15 protein-coding genes are annotated in these 18,782 nt (G+C 37.6%); all 15 read left to right on the forward strand.

The features are described 5' to 3' along the window. The first annotated feature begins 193 nt into the window (after positions 1–193). The gene (locus EPA86_RS13895) at positions 194–1,597 is read left to right on the forward strand and encodes a TIGR03013 family XrtA/PEP-CTERM system glycosyltransferase (protein WP_140604620.1); all 1,404 of its coding nucleotides are present in this window, start codon (positions 194–196) and stop codon (positions 1,595–1,597) included. Position 1,598: 1 nt separating this feature from the next. Further along, the gene (locus EPA86_RS13900) at positions 1,599–2,450 is read left to right on the forward strand and encodes an XrtA system polysaccharide deacetylase (RefSeq protein ID WP_140604622.1); all 852 of its coding nucleotides are present in this window, start codon (positions 1,599–1,601) and stop codon (positions 2,448–2,450) included. Between the two features lie 42 nt (positions 2,451–2,492). Continuing rightward, entirely contained in the window at positions 2,493–3,539 is a 1,047-nt protein-coding gene (locus EPA86_RS13905; RefSeq protein WP_140604624.1) for a FemAB family XrtA/PEP-CTERM system-associated protein, read from the forward strand. Between the two features lie 4 nt (positions 3,540–3,543). Then, the gene (locus EPA86_RS13910) at positions 3,544–4,797 is read left to right on the forward strand and encodes a TIGR03087 family PEP-CTERM/XrtA system glycosyltransferase (RefSeq protein ID WP_140604626.1); all 1,254 of its coding nucleotides are present in this window, start codon (positions 3,544–3,546) and stop codon (positions 4,795–4,797) included. Then, a complete protein-coding gene (gene xrtA / locus EPA86_RS13915) occupies positions 4,794–6,233 on the forward strand; it encodes an exosortase A (RefSeq protein WP_140604628.1) in 1,440 nt (479 codons plus the stop codon). Before EPA86_RS13910 ends, xrtA begins: the two co-directional genes overlap by 4 nt. After that, complete coding sequence (locus tag EPA86_RS13920; RefSeq protein ID WP_170309664.1) at positions 6,217–7,329, forward strand: TIGR03088 family PEP-CTERM/XrtA system glycosyltransferase; 1,113 nt, start codon at positions 6,217–6,219, stop codon at positions 7,327–7,329. The genes xrtA and EPA86_RS13920 overlap by 17 nt, the downstream gene beginning before the upstream one ends. 8 nt (positions 7,330–7,337) lie before the next feature. Beyond that, positions 7,338–9,230, forward strand: a complete 1,893-nt coding sequence (locus EPA86_RS13925) for an XrtA/PEP-CTERM system amidotransferase (RefSeq protein WP_140604632.1) — start codon at positions 7,338–7,340, stop codon at positions 9,228–9,230. 3 nt (positions 9,231–9,233) lie between these two features. After that, positions 9,234–10,439: a TIGR04063 family PEP-CTERM/XrtA system glycosyltransferase gene (locus tag EPA86_RS13930; RefSeq protein WP_140604634.1), complete on the forward strand. Its 1,206-nt coding sequence runs from the start codon at positions 9,234–9,236 to the stop codon at positions 10,437–10,439. A 3-nt stretch (positions 10,440–10,442) separates the two neighbouring features. Then, positions 10,443–11,537: a glycosyltransferase family 4 protein gene (locus EPA86_RS13935; protein ID WP_140604636.1), complete on the forward strand. Its 1,095-nt coding sequence runs from the start codon at positions 10,443–10,445 to the stop codon at positions 11,535–11,537. Between the two features lie 13 nt (positions 11,538–11,550). Continuing rightward, positions 11,551–12,909: a phenylacetate--CoA ligase family protein gene (locus EPA86_RS13940; RefSeq protein WP_140604638.1), complete on the forward strand. Its 1,359-nt coding sequence runs from the start codon at positions 11,551–11,553 to the stop codon at positions 12,907–12,909. A 132-nt stretch (positions 12,910–13,041) separates the two neighbouring features. Then, complete coding sequence (locus EPA86_RS13945) at positions 13,042–14,361, forward strand: putative O-glycosylation ligase, exosortase A system-associated (protein ID WP_140604641.1); 1,320 nt, start codon at positions 13,042–13,044, stop codon at positions 14,359–14,361. Then, on the forward strand, positions 14,354–15,310 hold the full coding sequence (locus tag EPA86_RS13950) for a polysaccharide deacetylase family protein (RefSeq protein WP_170309665.1): 957 nt from the start codon (positions 14,354–14,356) through the stop codon (positions 15,308–15,310). The genes EPA86_RS13945 and EPA86_RS13950 overlap by 8 nt, the downstream gene beginning before the upstream one ends. Before the next feature lie 61 nt (positions 15,311–15,371). Further along, positions 15,372–16,607 carry a hypothetical protein gene (locus EPA86_RS13955; RefSeq protein WP_140604645.1) on the forward strand — a complete coding sequence of 412 codons (1,236 nt, stop codon included), beginning with the start codon at positions 15,372–15,374 and terminating at the stop codon, positions 16,605–16,607. Continuing rightward, positions 16,586–17,599: a polysaccharide deacetylase family protein gene (locus tag EPA86_RS13960; protein WP_140604647.1), complete on the forward strand. Its 1,014-nt coding sequence runs from the start codon at positions 16,586–16,588 to the stop codon at positions 17,597–17,599. Before EPA86_RS13955 ends, EPA86_RS13960 begins: the two co-directional genes overlap by 22 nt. 40 nt (positions 17,600–17,639) lie before the next feature. After that, on the forward strand, positions 17,640–18,737 hold the full coding sequence (locus EPA86_RS13965) for a sugar-transfer associated ATP-grasp domain-containing protein (RefSeq protein ID WP_140604649.1): 1,098 nt from the start codon (positions 17,640–17,642) through the stop codon (positions 18,735–18,737). Positions 18,738–18,782: the final 45 nt, after the last annotated feature.

Raw genomic sequence — 18,782 nt, forward strand, 5'->3', positions numbered from 1 at the left:
AGTTTTTTTGTTCAGTCTATAATTGTATTGCATTTTTAGTGTTTTTAACAAATTTAAAATTCACAAGTGTAAAATTAACGTTAACATTCGTGACAATTTTGTTAGAATTGCCACTGCTTTGGTGAGTGGTATTGTTGAAAGCCAAGCTATCTAGTTGATTTTATGGATTATTGTCTGGAGGTTCTAGCATTGTATGTCTAGTTCTAAGTTTAGGGATTTATCAGCAGGAAGTAAGTCACTCATCTTAATTGAGCAAGTTTTATTTGCATGTGCACTTTTTTTAGCCGTATATGTTAATAATGTGTTCAGTGTGACAAGCGTACAAGAAATGCCTAACAGTTTCTTGTTGTTATACGGTGTCATCTTCGCTTTAATCAATCAATTATCTTCATTGGCACTGGGGTTATATAACTCTAAGCTAAGAGAAAACTTCCGTGGTGTCTTTAGGCGGTTCTTGTTAAGTATTGCCGTTGCCTTTTTCTGTTCTACCATTATCAACCCCTTTTATGGGCCATATGTTTTACCTATTGAAGTATTAGCGATAGCTGCTGTATTTAGTATGGGGCTTGTGAGCTTTTTTCGTTATTTCACCTTTAAAGTCAATTTTTTTGGGTTAAACAAAGCAAAGATTTTAGTACTTGGAGCAGGTGAGCGAGCCGCAATTATTGAGCGAAGAATGCGTCGAGATGTTGACAGGCAAGACTTTTCTATTCATGGCTTTGTTCTAATGGATGGTGACTCTGAAGATGGTATTAAGTCAGAAACGAGAATTAAACTTGAAACCTCATTAGTGAATTATGCTTTAGACCAAGAAATTGATGAAATTGTCGTGGCTAATGATGAAAGACGAAATAACTTACCGGTTGATGATTTATTTGCCTGTAAGATCCGTGGTATTGAAATAACAGAGATTTTAGATTTTTTTGAGCGTGAAACGGGGCAAATTGCTGTTAACCTAATTTATCCAAGTTGGGTTATCTATTCTGATGGTTTTGCGTCTAATAACCACTTACGAAATACCTTAGATTGGATCTTTAATGCCATCATGGCGGTGTCTTTATTGATACTGACCTGGCCCATTATGTTATTGGCAATTCTATGTATTAAATACACTGAAGGATTCAAGGTACCTGTCTTCTATAAGCAAGAGCGAGTAGGCCTTGATGGTGACTCATTTGATATTATTAAGTTTCGCAGTATGCGTTTAGATGCTGAAAAAGATGGTGCCAAAATGGCGTGTGAGAATGATAATCGCATTACTAAAATTGGTCATTATTTACGAAAATATCGCATAGATGAGTTACCGCAAATATATAATGTTCTACGAGGTGATATGGGATTTGTTGGTCCCCGCCCAGAGCGTCCTGAGTTTGTAAATAATTTAATTGCCAACTTACCTTATTACAATGAACGTCATAATGTTAAACCAGGGTTAACAGGGTGGGCACAACTTAAATACCCCTATGGTGCGACAGAAAAAGACTCTCTAGAAAAATTAAAATATGATCTTTATTACATAAAGCATCGAGGATTTTTATTAGACCTACTTATTTTAATCAGAACGGTAGAAATCGTGTTATTTGGTAAAGGTAGGTAACATGAATCAGCCTGAAAAATTGCAGAATAAGCAAGTGATGACTGTTGATGTTGAAGACTATTTTCATGTTTCAGCTTTTGAAAATACCATAGCCAAAGCAGACTGGAATCAGTTGGAATTACGTGTTGAATCAAATGTGTATCGTTTACTGGAACTTTTTGAACAACACAATGCTAAAGGAACTTTTTTTACCTTAGGTTGGGTTGCAGAACATTGCCCTAGATTGGTAAAAGCAATCGTTGAGCAGGGTCATGAATTAGCGAGTCATGGTTATGCCCACCAACGAGTAAGCCAAATGACTGCTGAGCAGTTTAAGCAAGATGTTGAGTTAAGTAAAAAATTGCTCGAAGATGCCTCAGGCCAAGCTATTGTAGGTTATAGAGCACCAAGCTTTTCAATAAATGATGATAATGTTTGGGCCTATGATGTGCTAGCTGAATTAGGGTTTGAGTACAGCTCAAGTACCTATCCGATAGAACATGATTTATATGGAGTGCCAGAGTGGCCTCGATTTAGTTATCAACGCCCAGAAGGGATTTTAGAGATCCCGATTCCTACTGTTAGAAAAAATAATAAAAACATTGGCATTGGTGGCGGTGGTTATTTTCGTCTTTATCCTTATTGGTTGTCTAAAAAGCGTATTGATAATTTCATAAATAGCGAGCAGCAACCCTATAATTTTTATTTTCATCCGTGGGAAATAGATCCTCATCAACCACGTATTGAAGGAGCCTCAATTAAATCTAAATTAAGGCACTATTTAAACTTATCAAAAATGGAAGCAAAGATAACAAACCTACTAGTGGATTATCAGTGGGACACCATGAAAAATATATATCTAGCGAAAAAATAACGCATTAATAGTATTTAACAACGACTAGTAGAGAATGGAAACTTGAATAATCAGTGTGAAATAAAAACTTTATCGACACAAAAGTACAGTCTATGGGATGACTTTGTCAGAAACCATGATAGTGGCAGCTTCTTTCATTTAAGTGGTTGGAAAACGGTAATTGAAAGATCTTTTAACCACCGCTGTTTTTATTTGTATGCTGAACAAGATGGAAATATTTGTGGCATTTTACCACTTGTTGAAGTTAAAAGTGCTTTGTTTGGTCATGCACTCATATCTACGCCTTTCTGTGTCTATGGTGGTGCTATTGCTCATACAGAGGAAGCATTAAAACGGTTAGAGCAAAAAGCGTGTGAGCTAGCAGAACAGCTTAATGTTGACTATTTAGAGTTAAGATATAAAACCAAGCAAAATTCCTCACTATTATTGAAACAAGCTCACAGTACTTTTGGTTGTGAAATAGCGAGTACTCCAGAAGATATTTTAAAAAATATTCGTAAAAAGCAACGTGCTGTGATCAGGCACTCATTGAAAAATGAACTCCATTACAATATTACTCAAGATAAAACGTCTTTAGATGAGTTTTATCATTTATTATCAATTAGCTATAGAAACCTTGGTACGCCAGTTTTTAGTAAGAGTTACTTTGAAAATTTGATGGATGTTTTCGCAAGTGAAATTGATATTTCGGTTATTACCGATGGTGAAAATAAGCTATCAAGCGCAGTGATGAGTTTTTATTTTAATGAGCAGGTTTTACCGTACTACGGTGGTGGCAATGATAATGCTCGCGCACTGAAAAGTGCTGACTTTATGTACTATCAAGTATTATGTCATGCAAGCCGTAAAGGTTGTACTTGGTTTGATTTTGGTCGTAGTAAAAATGACAGTGGTCCCTATAAATATAAGAAAAACTGGGGAATGGAACCACAACCATTGTTTTATTATTATCATTTAGTTAAAGCTGACTCACTACCTAATTTGAGTCCAAATAATCCTAAGTACAAATACTTTATTCGTTTGTGGCAAAAGCTGCCTCTTAGTGTCAGCCAGTTTATTGGCCCTTATTTGTCTAAGTATTTAGGGTAATAAAATGGAACCGAATAGTACTCAAAAAGAGCCGTTATTATTTTTATGTCATCGTATTCCTTTTCCTCCTAATAAAGGCGATAAGATTCGTTCATTTAATATTTTGAAAAAATTAAATGAAAAATATGAAGTACATCTAGGTTGTTTCATCGATGACCCGTTTGATAAGCAGTATGTGAACACGTTAGAGAAATATTGCGCTTCGCTGTTTTATTTAGATCAGCACAAAACATTAGCAAAGCTAAAAGGGCTAAGGGCTTTTTTAACAGGGAAACCCATTACGTTGCCTTATTATTTTGATAAACGTATGTCTCAATGGGTTAATAGAACCATTTCACAGCATACTATTCGAAAATTATTTGTTTATTCCTCATCAATGGCTCAATACGTAGAGTCTGATGATTTTAAACAGTTAAGTAGCTGTGAACGCATTATCGACTTTGTTGATGTAGATTCCGATAAGTGGCGACAATACGCACAGAAGAAAACAGGAATTGCTAAGTGGGTTTATGAACGGGAATATCAACTACTTGCTCAGTATGAAGACGCTGTTTGCGCTAAATTTGATCATAGTTTGTTTGTTTCTCCTGATGAAGCATCCCTTTTTTTACAGCGCCAACCCATAAATCAACAAGGAAAAGTCCATGGATTACTCAACGGTGTTGATATAGATTTCTTTGAGCCCAACAGTGCATTTGCTGATGAAGCATTATTACCTAACACTCCCTATATTGTTTTTACTGGTGCTATGGATTATTGGGCAAATGTTGATGCCGTTTTGTGGTTTGTTAACTATGTTTGGCCAATCATTTTGCATAATAATCCGCATGCTTTGTTTGCGATTGTTGGCGGTAATCCCAGTGCAGAAATACAAGCACTAGCTAAATTGCAAGGTGTTGTTGTAACAGGTCGCGTACATGATATTAGACCTTTTATCAAACAAGCCTGTTGTGTTATTGCCCCCTTACAAATTGCCCGAGGCATTCAAAATAAAGTACTTGAAGCAATGTCATTAAACCGACCTGTTGTAGTGTCAACTATGGCTATGGAAGGTATTAATGCGCAAAGTGATGATGGTGTTGTTATCACTGATGATAAAGAAGAATTTGCTCAAGCTTGTCTTGATTATTTACTGGAAAGTAATGCTAATGAAAGAGCTATTTATAATAGAGAATGGGTTATTGAGCACTTTACTTGGCAGCAAACGCTTAAGCCTTTAGATAAGCTTTTTTCTCTGGAACAGGAGGTAAGCTCATGACGGCAGGGATCACTGTAAACCATAAGCGCTTTTTTGCTGTTGCCAGTGTTTTATTGCTGGTGTGGTTAGGTTTATATAAAGATGCCTTAATAGCAATGGAGTCAATTTGGTCACGCTCAGATACGTTTGCCCATGGTTACTTTATTTTTCCTATATCTTTTTGGTTATTTTGGCGAGATAGAGAGGCACTGTTACAGGCACAGTTTAAACAAAGCTGGTTGCCATTACCCTTTTTAATTGGGGCTTTAACGCTTGGTGTATTCTCCTATGCTGCGGATATCAGTGTATTAAGTCAATTGTCGGCAATTGCTTCATTAATTACATTAGTATGGTTATTGATAGGTAATAAGCTGGCGTGGCGATATAAATTTCCATTAGCATTTCTATTATTCTCCGTTCCTATGGGAGAAAGTTTGATCCCATGGCTGCAAGACGTTACCGCATGGTTTACGGTCGCATTTTTAAAAATGAATGGTATTCCTGTTTTTAGGGATGGTTTATATATACAAGTACCTACAGGCATGTTTGAAGTTGCTGTAGCATGTTCAGGCATAAGGTATTTAATTGCCTCGGTTGCTGTAGGCACTTTATATGCGTATTTAACCTACAACAAGCCTTACAAACAGTGGCTATTTGTTTCGTTTGCTATTGTTTTACCTATACTTGCAAATGGTATAAGAGCCTACGGCATAGTCGCCATTGCTTATTATTCCGATATGAAATATGCCACAGGCGCAGATCATTTAGTTTACGGCTGGGTCTTCTTTGGCGTTGTTATTATGATCATGTTTTGGATTGGCGGCTTTTTTGCTGATAGTGAGCAATCAAAAGAAAAATTTTCCGTTAATCAGCAAGGACAGGTGCAATACTTGCCCCTTGCCGTGGCTTTGTTAGCTTTGTTCGGTAGCTACATATTACTAAAAGCAATTCCTGTGGTTGAACTACCTAGCAAGCAATCGGTTAGCAAAGAAAAGCTTGCTTCTACTTGGGGGATTAAATTTGAAGATCCTCTGCAAATGAGTCATATAAAAACTCAAAAACTTGAAATATATCGTGCTGAATACGCTAATAAACAAACCAAAGGCGAATTAATAACGTGGCAAAATGTGACTCATAATCCTGAGCAATGGACAGAAGTTGCGAATGAAGAAGTCGAAATAGCTAATAACCCTGCCAAATTGGTGCATTTACGTAGTATTAATGGCGATGCGAGAAGCTATTTGTATCAATACAAAATTGGTGACTTTTACACTTTCAGTAAACGTATGGCGAAACTTATGCAAGCGTGGAATAGTTTATCTCGTCGATCAGATTACAGTGAGATAAGGGCAATATCGGTTGCTGATGCTCATAGTAATGATGTAGCTAAAGCGCTTTTGATACGTGCTTTTACTAAGGCTCAAGCACAAGGAGGAGCTTTTGGCCATACCGAGTAATCAATTACCCGTTATTGTTCACCTCATCTATCGTCTTGATATTGGTGGATTAGAACGAGTTATGTTGAATTGCATCAATAAGTTAGCTGGTGAGCCATATAAACACGTCATTATTTCACTAACAGATGCCAATCACTTTGCTCAAGACCAAGAGTCTCCCCTTGAAGTGTTTTGTTTAAACAAAAAACAAGGTAATGATTTTAGTGTGCATTTTAAGTTATTTAAGCTGTTAAAACAGATTCAGCCACATATTTTACATAGCTATAATCTATCGACTATTGAATATCACCCAATTGCTTGGCTTGCTGGTGTTCCAGGGCATATACATGCTGAGCATGGTCGTGATATCGCTGATCCGCAAGGACTTAATAAAAAGCATAATTTTTTGAGAAAGCTGATGGCTTACTTCATTCAGCGCTATATATGTGTAAGCGAAGATCTTTTTCAGTGGTTGATATCTACGGTAGGTATACCTCAAAACAAAGCATTATTAATTCAAAATGGTATCGATACAGAGCAATTTAATTTAGCTAAAAAAGATAGTGATAGTATTCGGTTGGCTATTGTGGCACGTATTTCACCTGTAAAAGATCACTATAATTTATTAAAAGCTCTGGTCATCCTGCAAGGGAAAGTAGGCCTGCAAGATATGCCACAAGTTTCTGTTGTTGGCGATGGAACACAAAAAGCAGAATTAGAAAAATTTTGTCAATCAAATAAATTAACTAGCGTAAACTTTTTAGGTGCGAGAGATGATATTGCGCAAATAATATCAGAGACAGATATTTTTGTTTTATCTTCACTAGCAGAAGGAATACCTATGACGATACTTGAAGCTATGTCAGGAAAAACTGCTGTAGTATCGACGGCAGTTGGTGGTATTCCTGAGGTAATTACTGATGGTGTTGAAGGCTTCTTAGTTGAGAAAAGTAACCCTGAGGCGTTGGCTAGTGCCATTAAAAAGTATTTAGATGAGCCTGAGTTAATCGCAAAACACGGTGAAAAAGGCCGAGAACGTATATTAAATCACTTCAATGAAAAAAATATGGTGCAGGCATACTTGAATGAGTATAACGCGCTGATAGGTAAAGGATAATCTAGAATATGTGTGGTATCACAGGCTTTATTAATTTAAAAGCAGGCACAGCAGTAAACCAAACATTATTAGCACAAATGAATCAAGCGCAATTTCATCGTGGTCCTGATGAGGGGGGAGAATTTCTTGATGAGCATGTAGCCCTTGGTCATAGACGATTATCAATTATCGATTTATCGTCGGGACAGCAACCCATGCTAAGTGATGATAGTAATTTCGTGTTAATTTTTAATGGTGAAATTTATAATTTTAAAGCCGTTCGAGCAGAACTTGAGCAGTTAGGGCATCACTTTAATAGCCATAGTGATACTGAAGTTATTTTACATGCTTACATGCAATGGTCTTCTTGTTGTGTCGATAAGCTGCAAGGCATGTTTACTTTTGCTATTTGGGATAAGAAAGAACAAACACTTTTTATTGCAAGAGATCGCTTAGGGATAAAGCCGCTTTTCTATGCTGTTGTTAACGGCACATTATATTTTGCTTCAGAATTAAAGAGTATTTCTTTAGTTCCTGCGCTTGATAAGAAAATAGATGCAAAAGCCATAGAGCAATATTTTGCTCTAGGTTATGTAGCTGAGCCACATACTATATACCAGCAAGTTGCTAAGCTTTCTCCTGGGCATATATTAACGATTAAGGTAGGTGATACACATCCCATAGTTAAGCAGTATTGGGATGTGAGCTATGCAAAGCAAAGCCAATTAACAGAAGCGCAGCTACTCGATGAAATGGAGAAAGAGTTAAAAGCGGCCGTTGAAAGCCATATGATGGCAGATGTACCCTTGGGATCATTTTTGTCAGGTGGTGTAGATTCAAGTGCCGTTGTTGCCATGATGTCTAATCTTTCTGATAAAGCCGTAGCAACATGTTCAATAGGTTTTGATGTAGAAAACTATAATGAAACAGACTTTGCTCGCCAAGTAGCAAAGCGTTATGCAACAGAACATCAAGAAAGAGTCGTGGCAAGTGATGATTTTGATTTAGTTGACTCATTAGCTCAGTTATATGATGAGCCTTATGCAGATAGCTCGGCTATGCCAACTTACCGAGTATGCCAATTGGCTCGTGAGAAGGTAACCGTATGCTTATCTGGTGATGGTGCTGATGAGTTACTAGCAGGTTATCGTCGTTACAGTCTAATGATGAATGAAGAGAAAGTTCGCTCAATTTTACCTTACGCTATTCGAAAGCCTGTTTTTGGTCTGTTAGGTAAGCTATACCCTAAACTTGATTGGGCTCCGCAATTTTTAAGAGCAAAAACTACATTTCAATCCTTAGCAATGGATACAGCAGAAGGTTATTTTCATGGTGTTTCATTATTAAATAACCAACAACGAAAAGAACTATTTTCACCTCAGCTTAACCAACAACTAAAAGGTTATTCAGCATTAGATGTATTTCGGGAGCATCAAAAAAACTTTGATGGCGATGATCCGCTATCATTAATTCAATACATTGATATTAAAACGTATTTAGTTGGTGATATTTTAACGAAAGTTGATCGCGCTAGTATGGCACATAGCCTAGAAGTAAGAGTTCCATTTTTAGATCATAAATTTGTTGAGTGGACAGCTCAAGTACCAACGTCGTTAAAATTGAAACAGGGCTGCGGCAAATACTTATTGAAGAAATCGATGGAAGCTCATTTACCAGAAGATGTGTTATACCGTAATAAAATGGGCTTTCGTGTGCCATTAGCTGATTGGTTTAAAGGACCATTGAGGGAAAAAATTCGTCAAGCTTTACTCAGTGATGAAATGCTCGCTACGGGCTTATTTAATATGGATACAATAAAACGCTGGTTAGATGACCACCAGTCTGGAAGAAGAGAATACAGTGCACCTTTGTGGACATTATTAATGTTTGCTTCTTTTTATAAACAATCGCAAGCGGAGTAATTGATGAAAGTATTGCACGTATTTGATCACTCAATACCATTACACAGTGGATATACGTTTCGAAGTCGCTCAATTTTAAAGCAGCAGCATGCGCTAGGTATTAAAACATGCCATGTTACCAGCCCAAAGCATGGTAATGATGAGGCGAGTATTGATGTAGTTGACGGTTTAACCTTTTATCGTAGTGCACCGACATCAGGCGTTATGTCGAAATTGCCCGTGCTTAGTCAAATGGCAAATATTGCCCCTATGGTAAAGCGAATTTTAGAGGTTATTGAAATAGAAAAACCAGATGTGATTCATGCTCATTCACCTGCGTTAAATGGTTTAGCCGCCCTTAAGGCGGGCAGAAAGTCTGGTTTACCCGTTGTTTATGAAATAAGGGCTTTCTGGGAAGATGCTGCGGTAGATCATGGTACTTGTAAAGAAGGTGATTTACGTTATCGACTTACTCGAAAATTAGAAACTCATGTCGTTAAACATGCAGATGCGGTCACCACGATATGTGAAGGATTAAAAAATGATTTAATTGCCCGTGGCTTTAAACAAGACAAGTTTACGGTAATTCCCAACGCGGTAAATGTTGAGCAGTTCGACGTAATTAAAGAAAAAAATAGCCAGTTAGAACAGTCTTTGAATTTAATGGGTTGCCATGTGTTGGGTTTTCTTGGGTCTTTTTATGCCTATGAAGGACTTGATTTACTCATTGAAGCAATGCCTGACGTGTTAAAAAACAACGCTAATGTTAGGTTGCTTTTAGTCGGTGGCGGTCCACAAGAGCAGAATTTAAAACATCAAGTGTCACTATTAGGTTTAGAAGATAAGGTTATCTTTACAGGACGCGTGCCCCATGAAGAGGTTGGCCAATATTACAGTCTAGTAGATTTATTAGTATACCCTAGAAAAGCGATGCGTTTAACCGATTTGGTAACGCCATTAAAACCACTAGAGGCCATGGCGCAAGGGAAGATAGTCCTTGCATCAGATGTTGGTGGACACCATGAATTAATAACAGACCAGCAAAATGGCTTTCTTTTTGAGGCTGGCAATGTCGAGCACTTAAGCAATAAAATATCTGAGCTATTAGCTAATGATGAACTACGTGAAAGCCAGATTCTTCGAGGGCGAGAATATGTTGAGGATATTCGCAATTGGCCTAATAGCGTTAAAAAATATCAACCGCTTTATCAACAGTTGAGTGAAGACTAACTTATGTCTAAGTTAAGTAAAGTGACAGTCATTGGGCCGTTAGCTCCCCCCGCTGGAGGTATGGCAAACCAAACGAAAAAGTTAGCTGAGTTTCTAAGAGGTGAAAATCTTGATGTAGAGATTATTCGAACCAATGCAGATTATAAACCCAATTTTGTTGGTCAAATCCCAATAGTTAGAGCGATTTTTCGTTTAGTTGCTTATGTTTGGACGCTTTTTAGCCGTTTATCACATACAGATATTGTTCATATCATGGCTAATTCTGGTTGGTCTTGGCACTTATTTGCAGCACCTGCAATAGTGGTTGCACGATTCTATAATAAGCCTGTAATAGTGAATTATCGTGGCGGACATGCCCAACAGTTTTTTGATAAGCAATGGCGTTGGGTTAACTTGTCCTTAAGTAAAGTACAAAACGTGATTGTACCTTCTAGCTTTTTGAAGCAAGTATTTAATCAGTTTGAAGTGCAAGCCGAAATAGTGCCAAATGTTCTTGATCAAACGTTATTTTTTGAAAAAGAAAGTCAAATTAAATCATCATCTCCCCATATTATTGTTACGCGCAATTTAGAGAAAATATATGGCGTAGATACGGTTATTCAGGCATTTGCTCTCATTCATAATAACTTACCAAAAGCTAAATTATCTATAGCGGGTACAGGGCCAGAACTAGTAGAGTTAAAACAGCTTGTTAAGTCGTTAAACCTTGAAAATCATGTTGTCTTTACGGGGAAGTTAACACCAACGGAAATGGCAAGGTTATACCAATCGTCAGACTTAATGATAAATGCCAGTACAGTAGATAATACACCCAATGCAATTATCGAGTCGTTAGCTTGTGGCACACCTGTTGTAACAACTAATGCTGGAGGCATCCCTAATTTAGTGACCGATCAACATGATGCTTTACTTGTTGCCATAGGTGATGAGCAAGCCATGGCTGAAAATGCTTTGAACGTATTAAGTGATAGCCAGTTAGCATCAAGCTTAATTGCAAATGGTTTGCAAACGGTGACTAAGTTTTATTGGTCGAATGTTTGGTTAACGTTAAAAGCTTGTTATGATGATACTTTAGCGAGTAACACGTTAAAAACTTAAGGGACAGGGAGTCATGGCAGGTTTATATACAAAGATTGTTTCAACGTTATTCTTTCCACTCCATGAGTGGTTGAAAGGGCATAAGACTGTGTCAGTTCACAAAAACCTTGAACAAAGCCAATGGTTAAGCAAAGATAAAATTCTTGTAAAACAACAACAGCGTTTACAAAGGTTTATAGCTCAAATTAGTGTTCAGGTTCCGTATTACCAGCAATTATTTCAAGATCATAACCTTAGCGCTGAACAGATCGAAAATGTACAAGATCTTGCTAAGCTCCCTTTTCTAGATAAACACACCATTAAAGATAACTTTGCACAAATGCGTGCTACTAACTCAGGCGCAGTTACGCCATTTACTACAGGTGGCTCAAGTGGTAATCCGTTAACCTTTTTATTAAGTAATGAAAGGGTAAGTCATGATGTGGCTGAAAAGTGGCGGGCGACTAGGTGGTGGGATGTTGATATTGGTGATAAAGAGATTGTTGCTTGGGGTTCTCCAATTGAATTGGGCGCTCAAGATAAAGTTAGAGTACTCAGAGATAAACTGTTTCGCTCTACTTTGATACCTGCTTTTGATATGGATGAAAGCAAAATACTTGGTTTTATAAAGCAAATTCAACAAACAAACCCAACCATGCTTTTTGGTTACCCCTCTGTTTTTCATTTGATCGCTAAAACAGCCCACCAACATCAAATAGCGCTTTCACAATTAAATATTAAGGTAATTTTTGTTACCTCTGAGCGCTTATATCCTTATCAAAAGGAAATGATTGAGCAGGTTTTTAATGCTCCTGTGGCAAATGGCTATGGGAGTCGAGATGCTGGCTTTATCGCTCATCAATGCCCAGAAGGCAATATGCATATTTCTGCTGAAGATATCATAGTAGAGATTATTGATAAGCAAGGAAAAGTAATGCCTGAGGGGGAAAAAGGAGAAATAGTTGTTACTCACTTAGCAACGGGGGATTTTCCTTTTGTTCGTTATAAAACCGGTGATATCGCTGCTATTGATAGTCAAACATGCCCATGTGGTCGTGGCTTACCCGTGTTAAAAGATATTGAAGGGCGCTCAACAGATTTTGTTGTCGCTGCAGATGGAACATTAATGCATGGGCTGGCATTAATTTATGTGATCAGAGAGTTAGATGGCGTAGAAGCATTTAAAATAATACAAGAAACGAAGTTTAAGACTAGAATTGAACTTGTACCTACCGTGAAGGGAGCGTTATCGGAACAGCTGAGCAAGTCAATTATTTCAGGATTTAAAGCGCGCTTAGGAGAAAACGTAACTATCGAGATTGATGTTGTTGACAATATAGCAGCTGAAAAATCTGGAAAGTTTCGCTATGTAATAAGCAAAGTGGAGAGCTAAGGTGGAGAGTATTTTATGGGCGGTCAACTTATGTGCTGTTGTATATCTATGTTTCTGGGCTATTAGAGAAGATGATAAAAACTCTGAGGAAATAGAGCAAAAAAATGAAGCTAGAAGCAGGAAATATCGATAGTGAGAGATATATTTTTTCTGCTAATTTTACCTTTTCTTTTATATGCCTCATTAAAGAGACCATTTATTGGTGCGGCAATGTGGTTGTGGGTGGCAATGCATTTTCCCAATGGTTGGGTCTATGGTTTTGCAGGTAACTTTCGTTATAACTTAATCATCGTTGTATGCGCGTTTCTTTCTTATATTAAATGGCAAGATAAACAGAAACTAGAGGGAGATAAACTAACCTTCTTAATCGTGCTGTTTCTGCTTTGGACATTAGTGACCAGTATAACCACTATGTCTATACCAGCAATAGTGTGGTCAGAATGGATAGAGTTTTTAAAAATAACGTTATTATACATTTTTAGTATTTTAGTACTGAGAAATCAATTGCATATTAATGTTTTCATATGGGCTCTTGCACTATCTGTTGGCTTTTATGGTTGTTTGGAAGGTTTGAAATATATAGCTTCTGGTGGTGGGCATCGTATTGCCGGACTATCTGGACATGTATTGAGTGATAGAAATGAGCTTGCCTTAGCCTTTAATATGATGTTGCCTTTATTAGTTTATTTAATGCATATCAATAAAACTAATTGGATTAAGTTAGGGCTGATGTGTGCGGTTGTGTTAAATGTTGTCGCGATTATTGGTACTTATTCGCGTGGGGGAACTGTCGCTTTATTGGTCGTGGGTGGTTACTTTTGGTGGCAAAGTAAGCGTAAGATTTTATATGCTGTTTTACTGTCTTTCTCACTTGTTATCGCTAGTAATTACATACCGTCATCGTGGACTAATAGAATGGATACCCTCGAAACAGCTCAAGAAGATTCTTCATTCTTAGGGCGAGTGCTGGCATGGAAGCATGCGGTATTAATGGCAAATGATAACCCATTCACTGGCGGTGGTTTTAAAGCTGGGCAAACAAGCTATATTTGGTGGAGCTATGACGCGGCAGGTAGCTTTAATGAACTTGTTGATACCGCTCATTTGGGACATGTTGCTTTTAAAGCTGCTCATAGTATTTATTTTCAAGTGTTAGGTGACCATGGCTATATTGGGCTGCTTATTTATCTAGGGATTATTTTTACGGCGTACCGAAAGGCGAGCAGGGTAGCAAAACAAGTAAGGCGTACCAATCAAGATGAAAGTATTGTGACACTCTGTAGTTTATTAAAAGTATCTTTGCTTGCATATTGTGTGGGCGGAGCAGGCGTCAGTTTAGCTTACTTTGATATGTTCTATGCCCTACTTGCAATAGTATTTGTGATTGATCACCGACTATGCAGTTCAGTTCAACCACAAGCTCAATATAGGGGTAGCAACTATCGTGTTTAATTGGATAATTCGAAAGTGCGCTAGCCATTGGAGTTATGATGGCAAAATTACGAAACTCAACATTCTTACTTATCATAGAGTGGGAGAGTCTTATAGTGCCAAAAACCCTAAAAGCATTTACTGGGATTTATTCAAGCAACAAATCAAATGGCTAAATAAGTACTTCACGGTATTACCATTACCTTTAGCTCTTGAACTACAAGCCCGTAATGAATTACCCCCCAGAGCTGTTTGCATTACTATTGATGATGGTTATCGTGATAGTTATGACTTTATTTATAAAACATTACTCGACGAGGGGATCACTGGCGCGTTCTTTATAAGTACTCAAGGTTTAATAAAAGGTGGTTTGTGGGATGAAGAAATATATGCAGCCATTTTTAATGCGCCAGATGAAGTGACAGAGCTTTATCTACAAGGGAAATTATTCGATATAAGTAGTTTTGAAAAAAGAGTCGATGTTCGATATCAACTGGTTGAAAGCACAAAGTACTTGCCTCTTAAACAAAGAGAAGCCGCTGTTGAGTCAATTAAACAGCAAACTCAATTCAACAAAACAATAGATAAGTTTTTGTCTGCAGAGCAAATTAAAGAAATGCATGCTAGTGGAATGACCATTGGGGCGCATACTCATAGTCATCCTATACTTAATAAAGAAAGTAATAGCGTTGCTTTATTAGAAATTAAGCAAAGTAAAGAGATACTTGAAAACATAATAGAGCAGCAAGTTGAGTTTTTTGCATATCCCAATGGCAAGTATGAGCAAGATTTTAACGCACAACATGTTGAAATGGTGAAATCACTAGGCTTTAAGGCTGCATTCTCAACAGATTGGGGCATATTAAGTGATCAGAAATCAGAAGGTTATAAGATAAAGCGTTTTACCCCGTGGGATGAGACAGAGCTTAGGTTTGCCTTGAGGTTGGCGCTTAATTATCGAAAGAAATAACCAGCTAGCAAGTTGGACTTGGTAAATCACATGAGTAAACACCATATTAAGATGGCAAAATATGAATAACGTAGCGATTGAACAAAATTGGCGAAATAAATATAACGTTTTAGTGCCCCAAGCTGACTCTATGGGTGCTATAGCAGTTATTCGATCTTTGGGTCAACACGGGTACAAAGTGTACGCTGCTTCAGCTAAAGTGGCAGCGTTGGGTTGCCGATCTACTTTTGCTAGTTGTGCGGTTCAATGTCCTAAATATGATGACCAACAATATCTTGATTGGTTACGTCAGTACATTAAAGACCATGACATTCATGTCATCATACCAAGTGAAGCTTTCTACCTTGCTATTCGCGATAATTTTCAAGAATTTGCCCATTTAATCCCTATTGATAGTAGTGAAGAAGATATTTATCGCTGTTTATGTAAAGTTGATGTATTTAGTAGTTTTTTTACGGATGAAAGCCAACAACTTACTAAGCATATTTCTAATACCCAAATTGCATCACATGAAAATGAAATAGACTGGCAAGCCATTGAAAGTTGGCAGTATCCCTTGTTTATTAAAGGCGATGGCTTTTATGCTCATCAAGGCGATGACGCCAAAATAATCAAAGCGCATACTAAACTTGAAGCAGAACAAGCCGTTACTGAGGTTTTTAGACATTATGACAAAGTAATAGTGCAAGACTGCAGCCCAGGTGTTAAAGCAACGGTAAATTTACTTTTTCAAGAAGGCAAGTTATTAGCTGAATCGATGGCAGTAGCCACTCATGAGAACCCACATACAGGCGGCTTAACATCACTTAGGCATAGTTGGTGGCAAGAAGATATGTACCAAGATGCTATTGCACGATTAAAGCACCTCAATTGGAATGGTCCAGCCATGGTGGAGTATAAGTGGAGTGAAGAAAACCAGTCTTTTGACTTTATTGAACTAAATTCTAGATATTGGGCTGCATTAAACTTAGATATTTTAGCGGGTATTCATTTTCCATGTATTCATTTAGATTACTTTTTTGAGAAGCTTGCACCAGAAAAAGCCATCAGGCTGACTGAAACAATTAATGTTAGAAATGCATTGCCAGCTGATTTTGGCTATATGTTGTCTTCATTAAAAGATAGCCAAATCGCCACTAAAAAGAAGTGTTTTATTTTTATTGAATTTATATTGTTGTTTTTCAACCCAAAAATAAAAGCAGATTTATTATACCCAGGTGATCGCAAGCTCTACTTTATTAATTTATGGTCTTTTACTAAGGAGTTTGCCCGCTCGTGCTTAAAGCGATTAAGATAGCTGCGCTTTTTGCCATAAAGTCGATTGGTGGCTTTTGGATTGCGCGACAGTTAAATAAGAAAAACACCTGTGTGCTTTGCTATCACGGTTTTGCTTATCGAGATGAGTATAAGTTTCGCCCGAAACTTTTTATGCGTCCTGAAACCTTTGCTCAAAGAATGCAATGGTTAGCAAATAGCCCATATCAAGTTATTTCCTTGTCCGATGCGATTAAAAAACAATCTGATGATAGCACCGTTGTGTTAACTATGGATGATGGCTGGGCGGCTACTCAAGAATTGGTGGGGGAAACATTAGCTAAACATCAACTGACAATGATGCTCTATGTAACTAGCTATTATGCACAAAAGCAGGGGGCTGTTATTAATGTCGCTTTAGCGTACTTATTGTGGCGCTCTATCGGAAAAACATTAGTGGTTGAGAATGACAGACTCAAAGGGACTCACCATTACGATATAACAGCAGACAATATAACGGATATAGTAACTAAGCTTTGTCACGCTATAGATGCCAATGATGATTTTGACATCCGTCAAAAAATCCTAATGGAAATTGCTGACAAGCTTAGTGTAAACCTATACGAAAAAGAGCAGCTGATGTTCCGCTCTTTAAATGTGCAAGAACTATCGGCAATACATGAATTATACCTAGATATACAGTTGCATACTCATCGGCATTGTTCACCTCAAGATGAAGCGCGTTTTAAAGAGGAAATCACTCAAAACATTGAGTTTCTACAACAAGCAAAAGTAAAAGGAGAGTTTCAACACTTTTGTTTTCCTAGCGGAGAAAACTATGTGCCACAACTTCCTTGGTTAAAAGGGTGTGGGATTAAAACAGCAACGACTACCGTCGCTGGTATGCTTACACCGACTACAAATCATTTGCAAATACCTCGGTTCTTAGATGGTGAAGATGTGCATCAACTAGAGTTTGAGGCTGAATTATGTGGCTTAGCAAGCTTTCTTAGAAAGCTACTGAATAATAAATAACTATTACAGTTTCTCAATAAATAAGGACAGTTCAGGGGTTATGAGTTTAGATCAATTAGCGGGCTTTGCTCGGGTTAAACGAACGATTGCTATTATAAATAAAGAGGCTAAACGACATAATCGCAGTGCTAGCTCTATTGTGATGGAAATGTTACGCCTATATAAAAAGTGTTCATTTGGCCCTAATTATTATCTATTAGCGGGCATGGCAAGTAACAAAATGTCATGGCAAGAAAAGTGCGCGCATATAAGTGATAAACAATATCACCAAGCAATGGATGTATTGAACCCTGTCCCTTACAGGAAAATAACCCAGCACAAACTAGCCGAGAAATCTTTTTTAAAAATGGCCAATATTCCCAGTTCGGACTTTCTTGGTTTTTTAGAGCCAATTAAAGGCTTCTCTGCTGATGGAACAGCATTGACCAACAAGCCACAACTAATACAACTCTTAAGGCATCAACTAGGAAAAACCGTTTGTATAAAAATTCCTGAAGGTTATGGCGGTAAAGGTTTTCTTGCAGGTTTAGTTATTGAAGAAAATGATGAAATACACATTAAACCTATCAATGACGATAAGGCTTTGAGTATCGAAGAAGTGATTAATAGCTATAACGATGTGATCGCTACAGAAGGGCTACTTATAGAGTCTTATATAGAACAAGCATCAGGTTATAGTGCTTTTAATTCTTCAAGTGTTAATACGGTACGTACGTGGGTTTTGCAAACGGGCGATAACATAGAAGTTATTGGAGGCTACTTTCGCATGGGAAGAAGCGGCTCATTAACTGACAATGGTGATGGTGGGGGGATTATGTGTCCAGTTGATCCCATCAGCGGTGTTTTGGGCCTTGGCTTACTGACATCAAACCCATTTCGCGATGAATTAGAGCAACATATTGATAATAAGGTGCAATTAAATGGTGTTACCTTGCCAGACTGGCAGCAAATAGTGTCTTGTTCATGCGAGACATTACGAAAGCTTCCTTATACAAAATTTGCTGGGTTGGATGTTGCTATGAGCGAAGATGGTCCAGTGATAATTGAGGTCAATGTGACACCTGATAAGGATGGTGCAGCCTATGGTTTTATACCATCAAATAAATTATTACAAGCTGCTGAACTGGTGCAAAAATAAATTAAAGCTAGAATGTGGTTTTTGCTAATGCTTGGGTGTTAAGTG

The sequence above is a fragment of the Litorilituus lipolyticus genome (assembly GCF_006439335.1).
Lineage (GTDB): Bacteria > Pseudomonadota > Gammaproteobacteria > Enterobacterales > Alteromonadaceae > Colwellia > Colwellia lipolytica.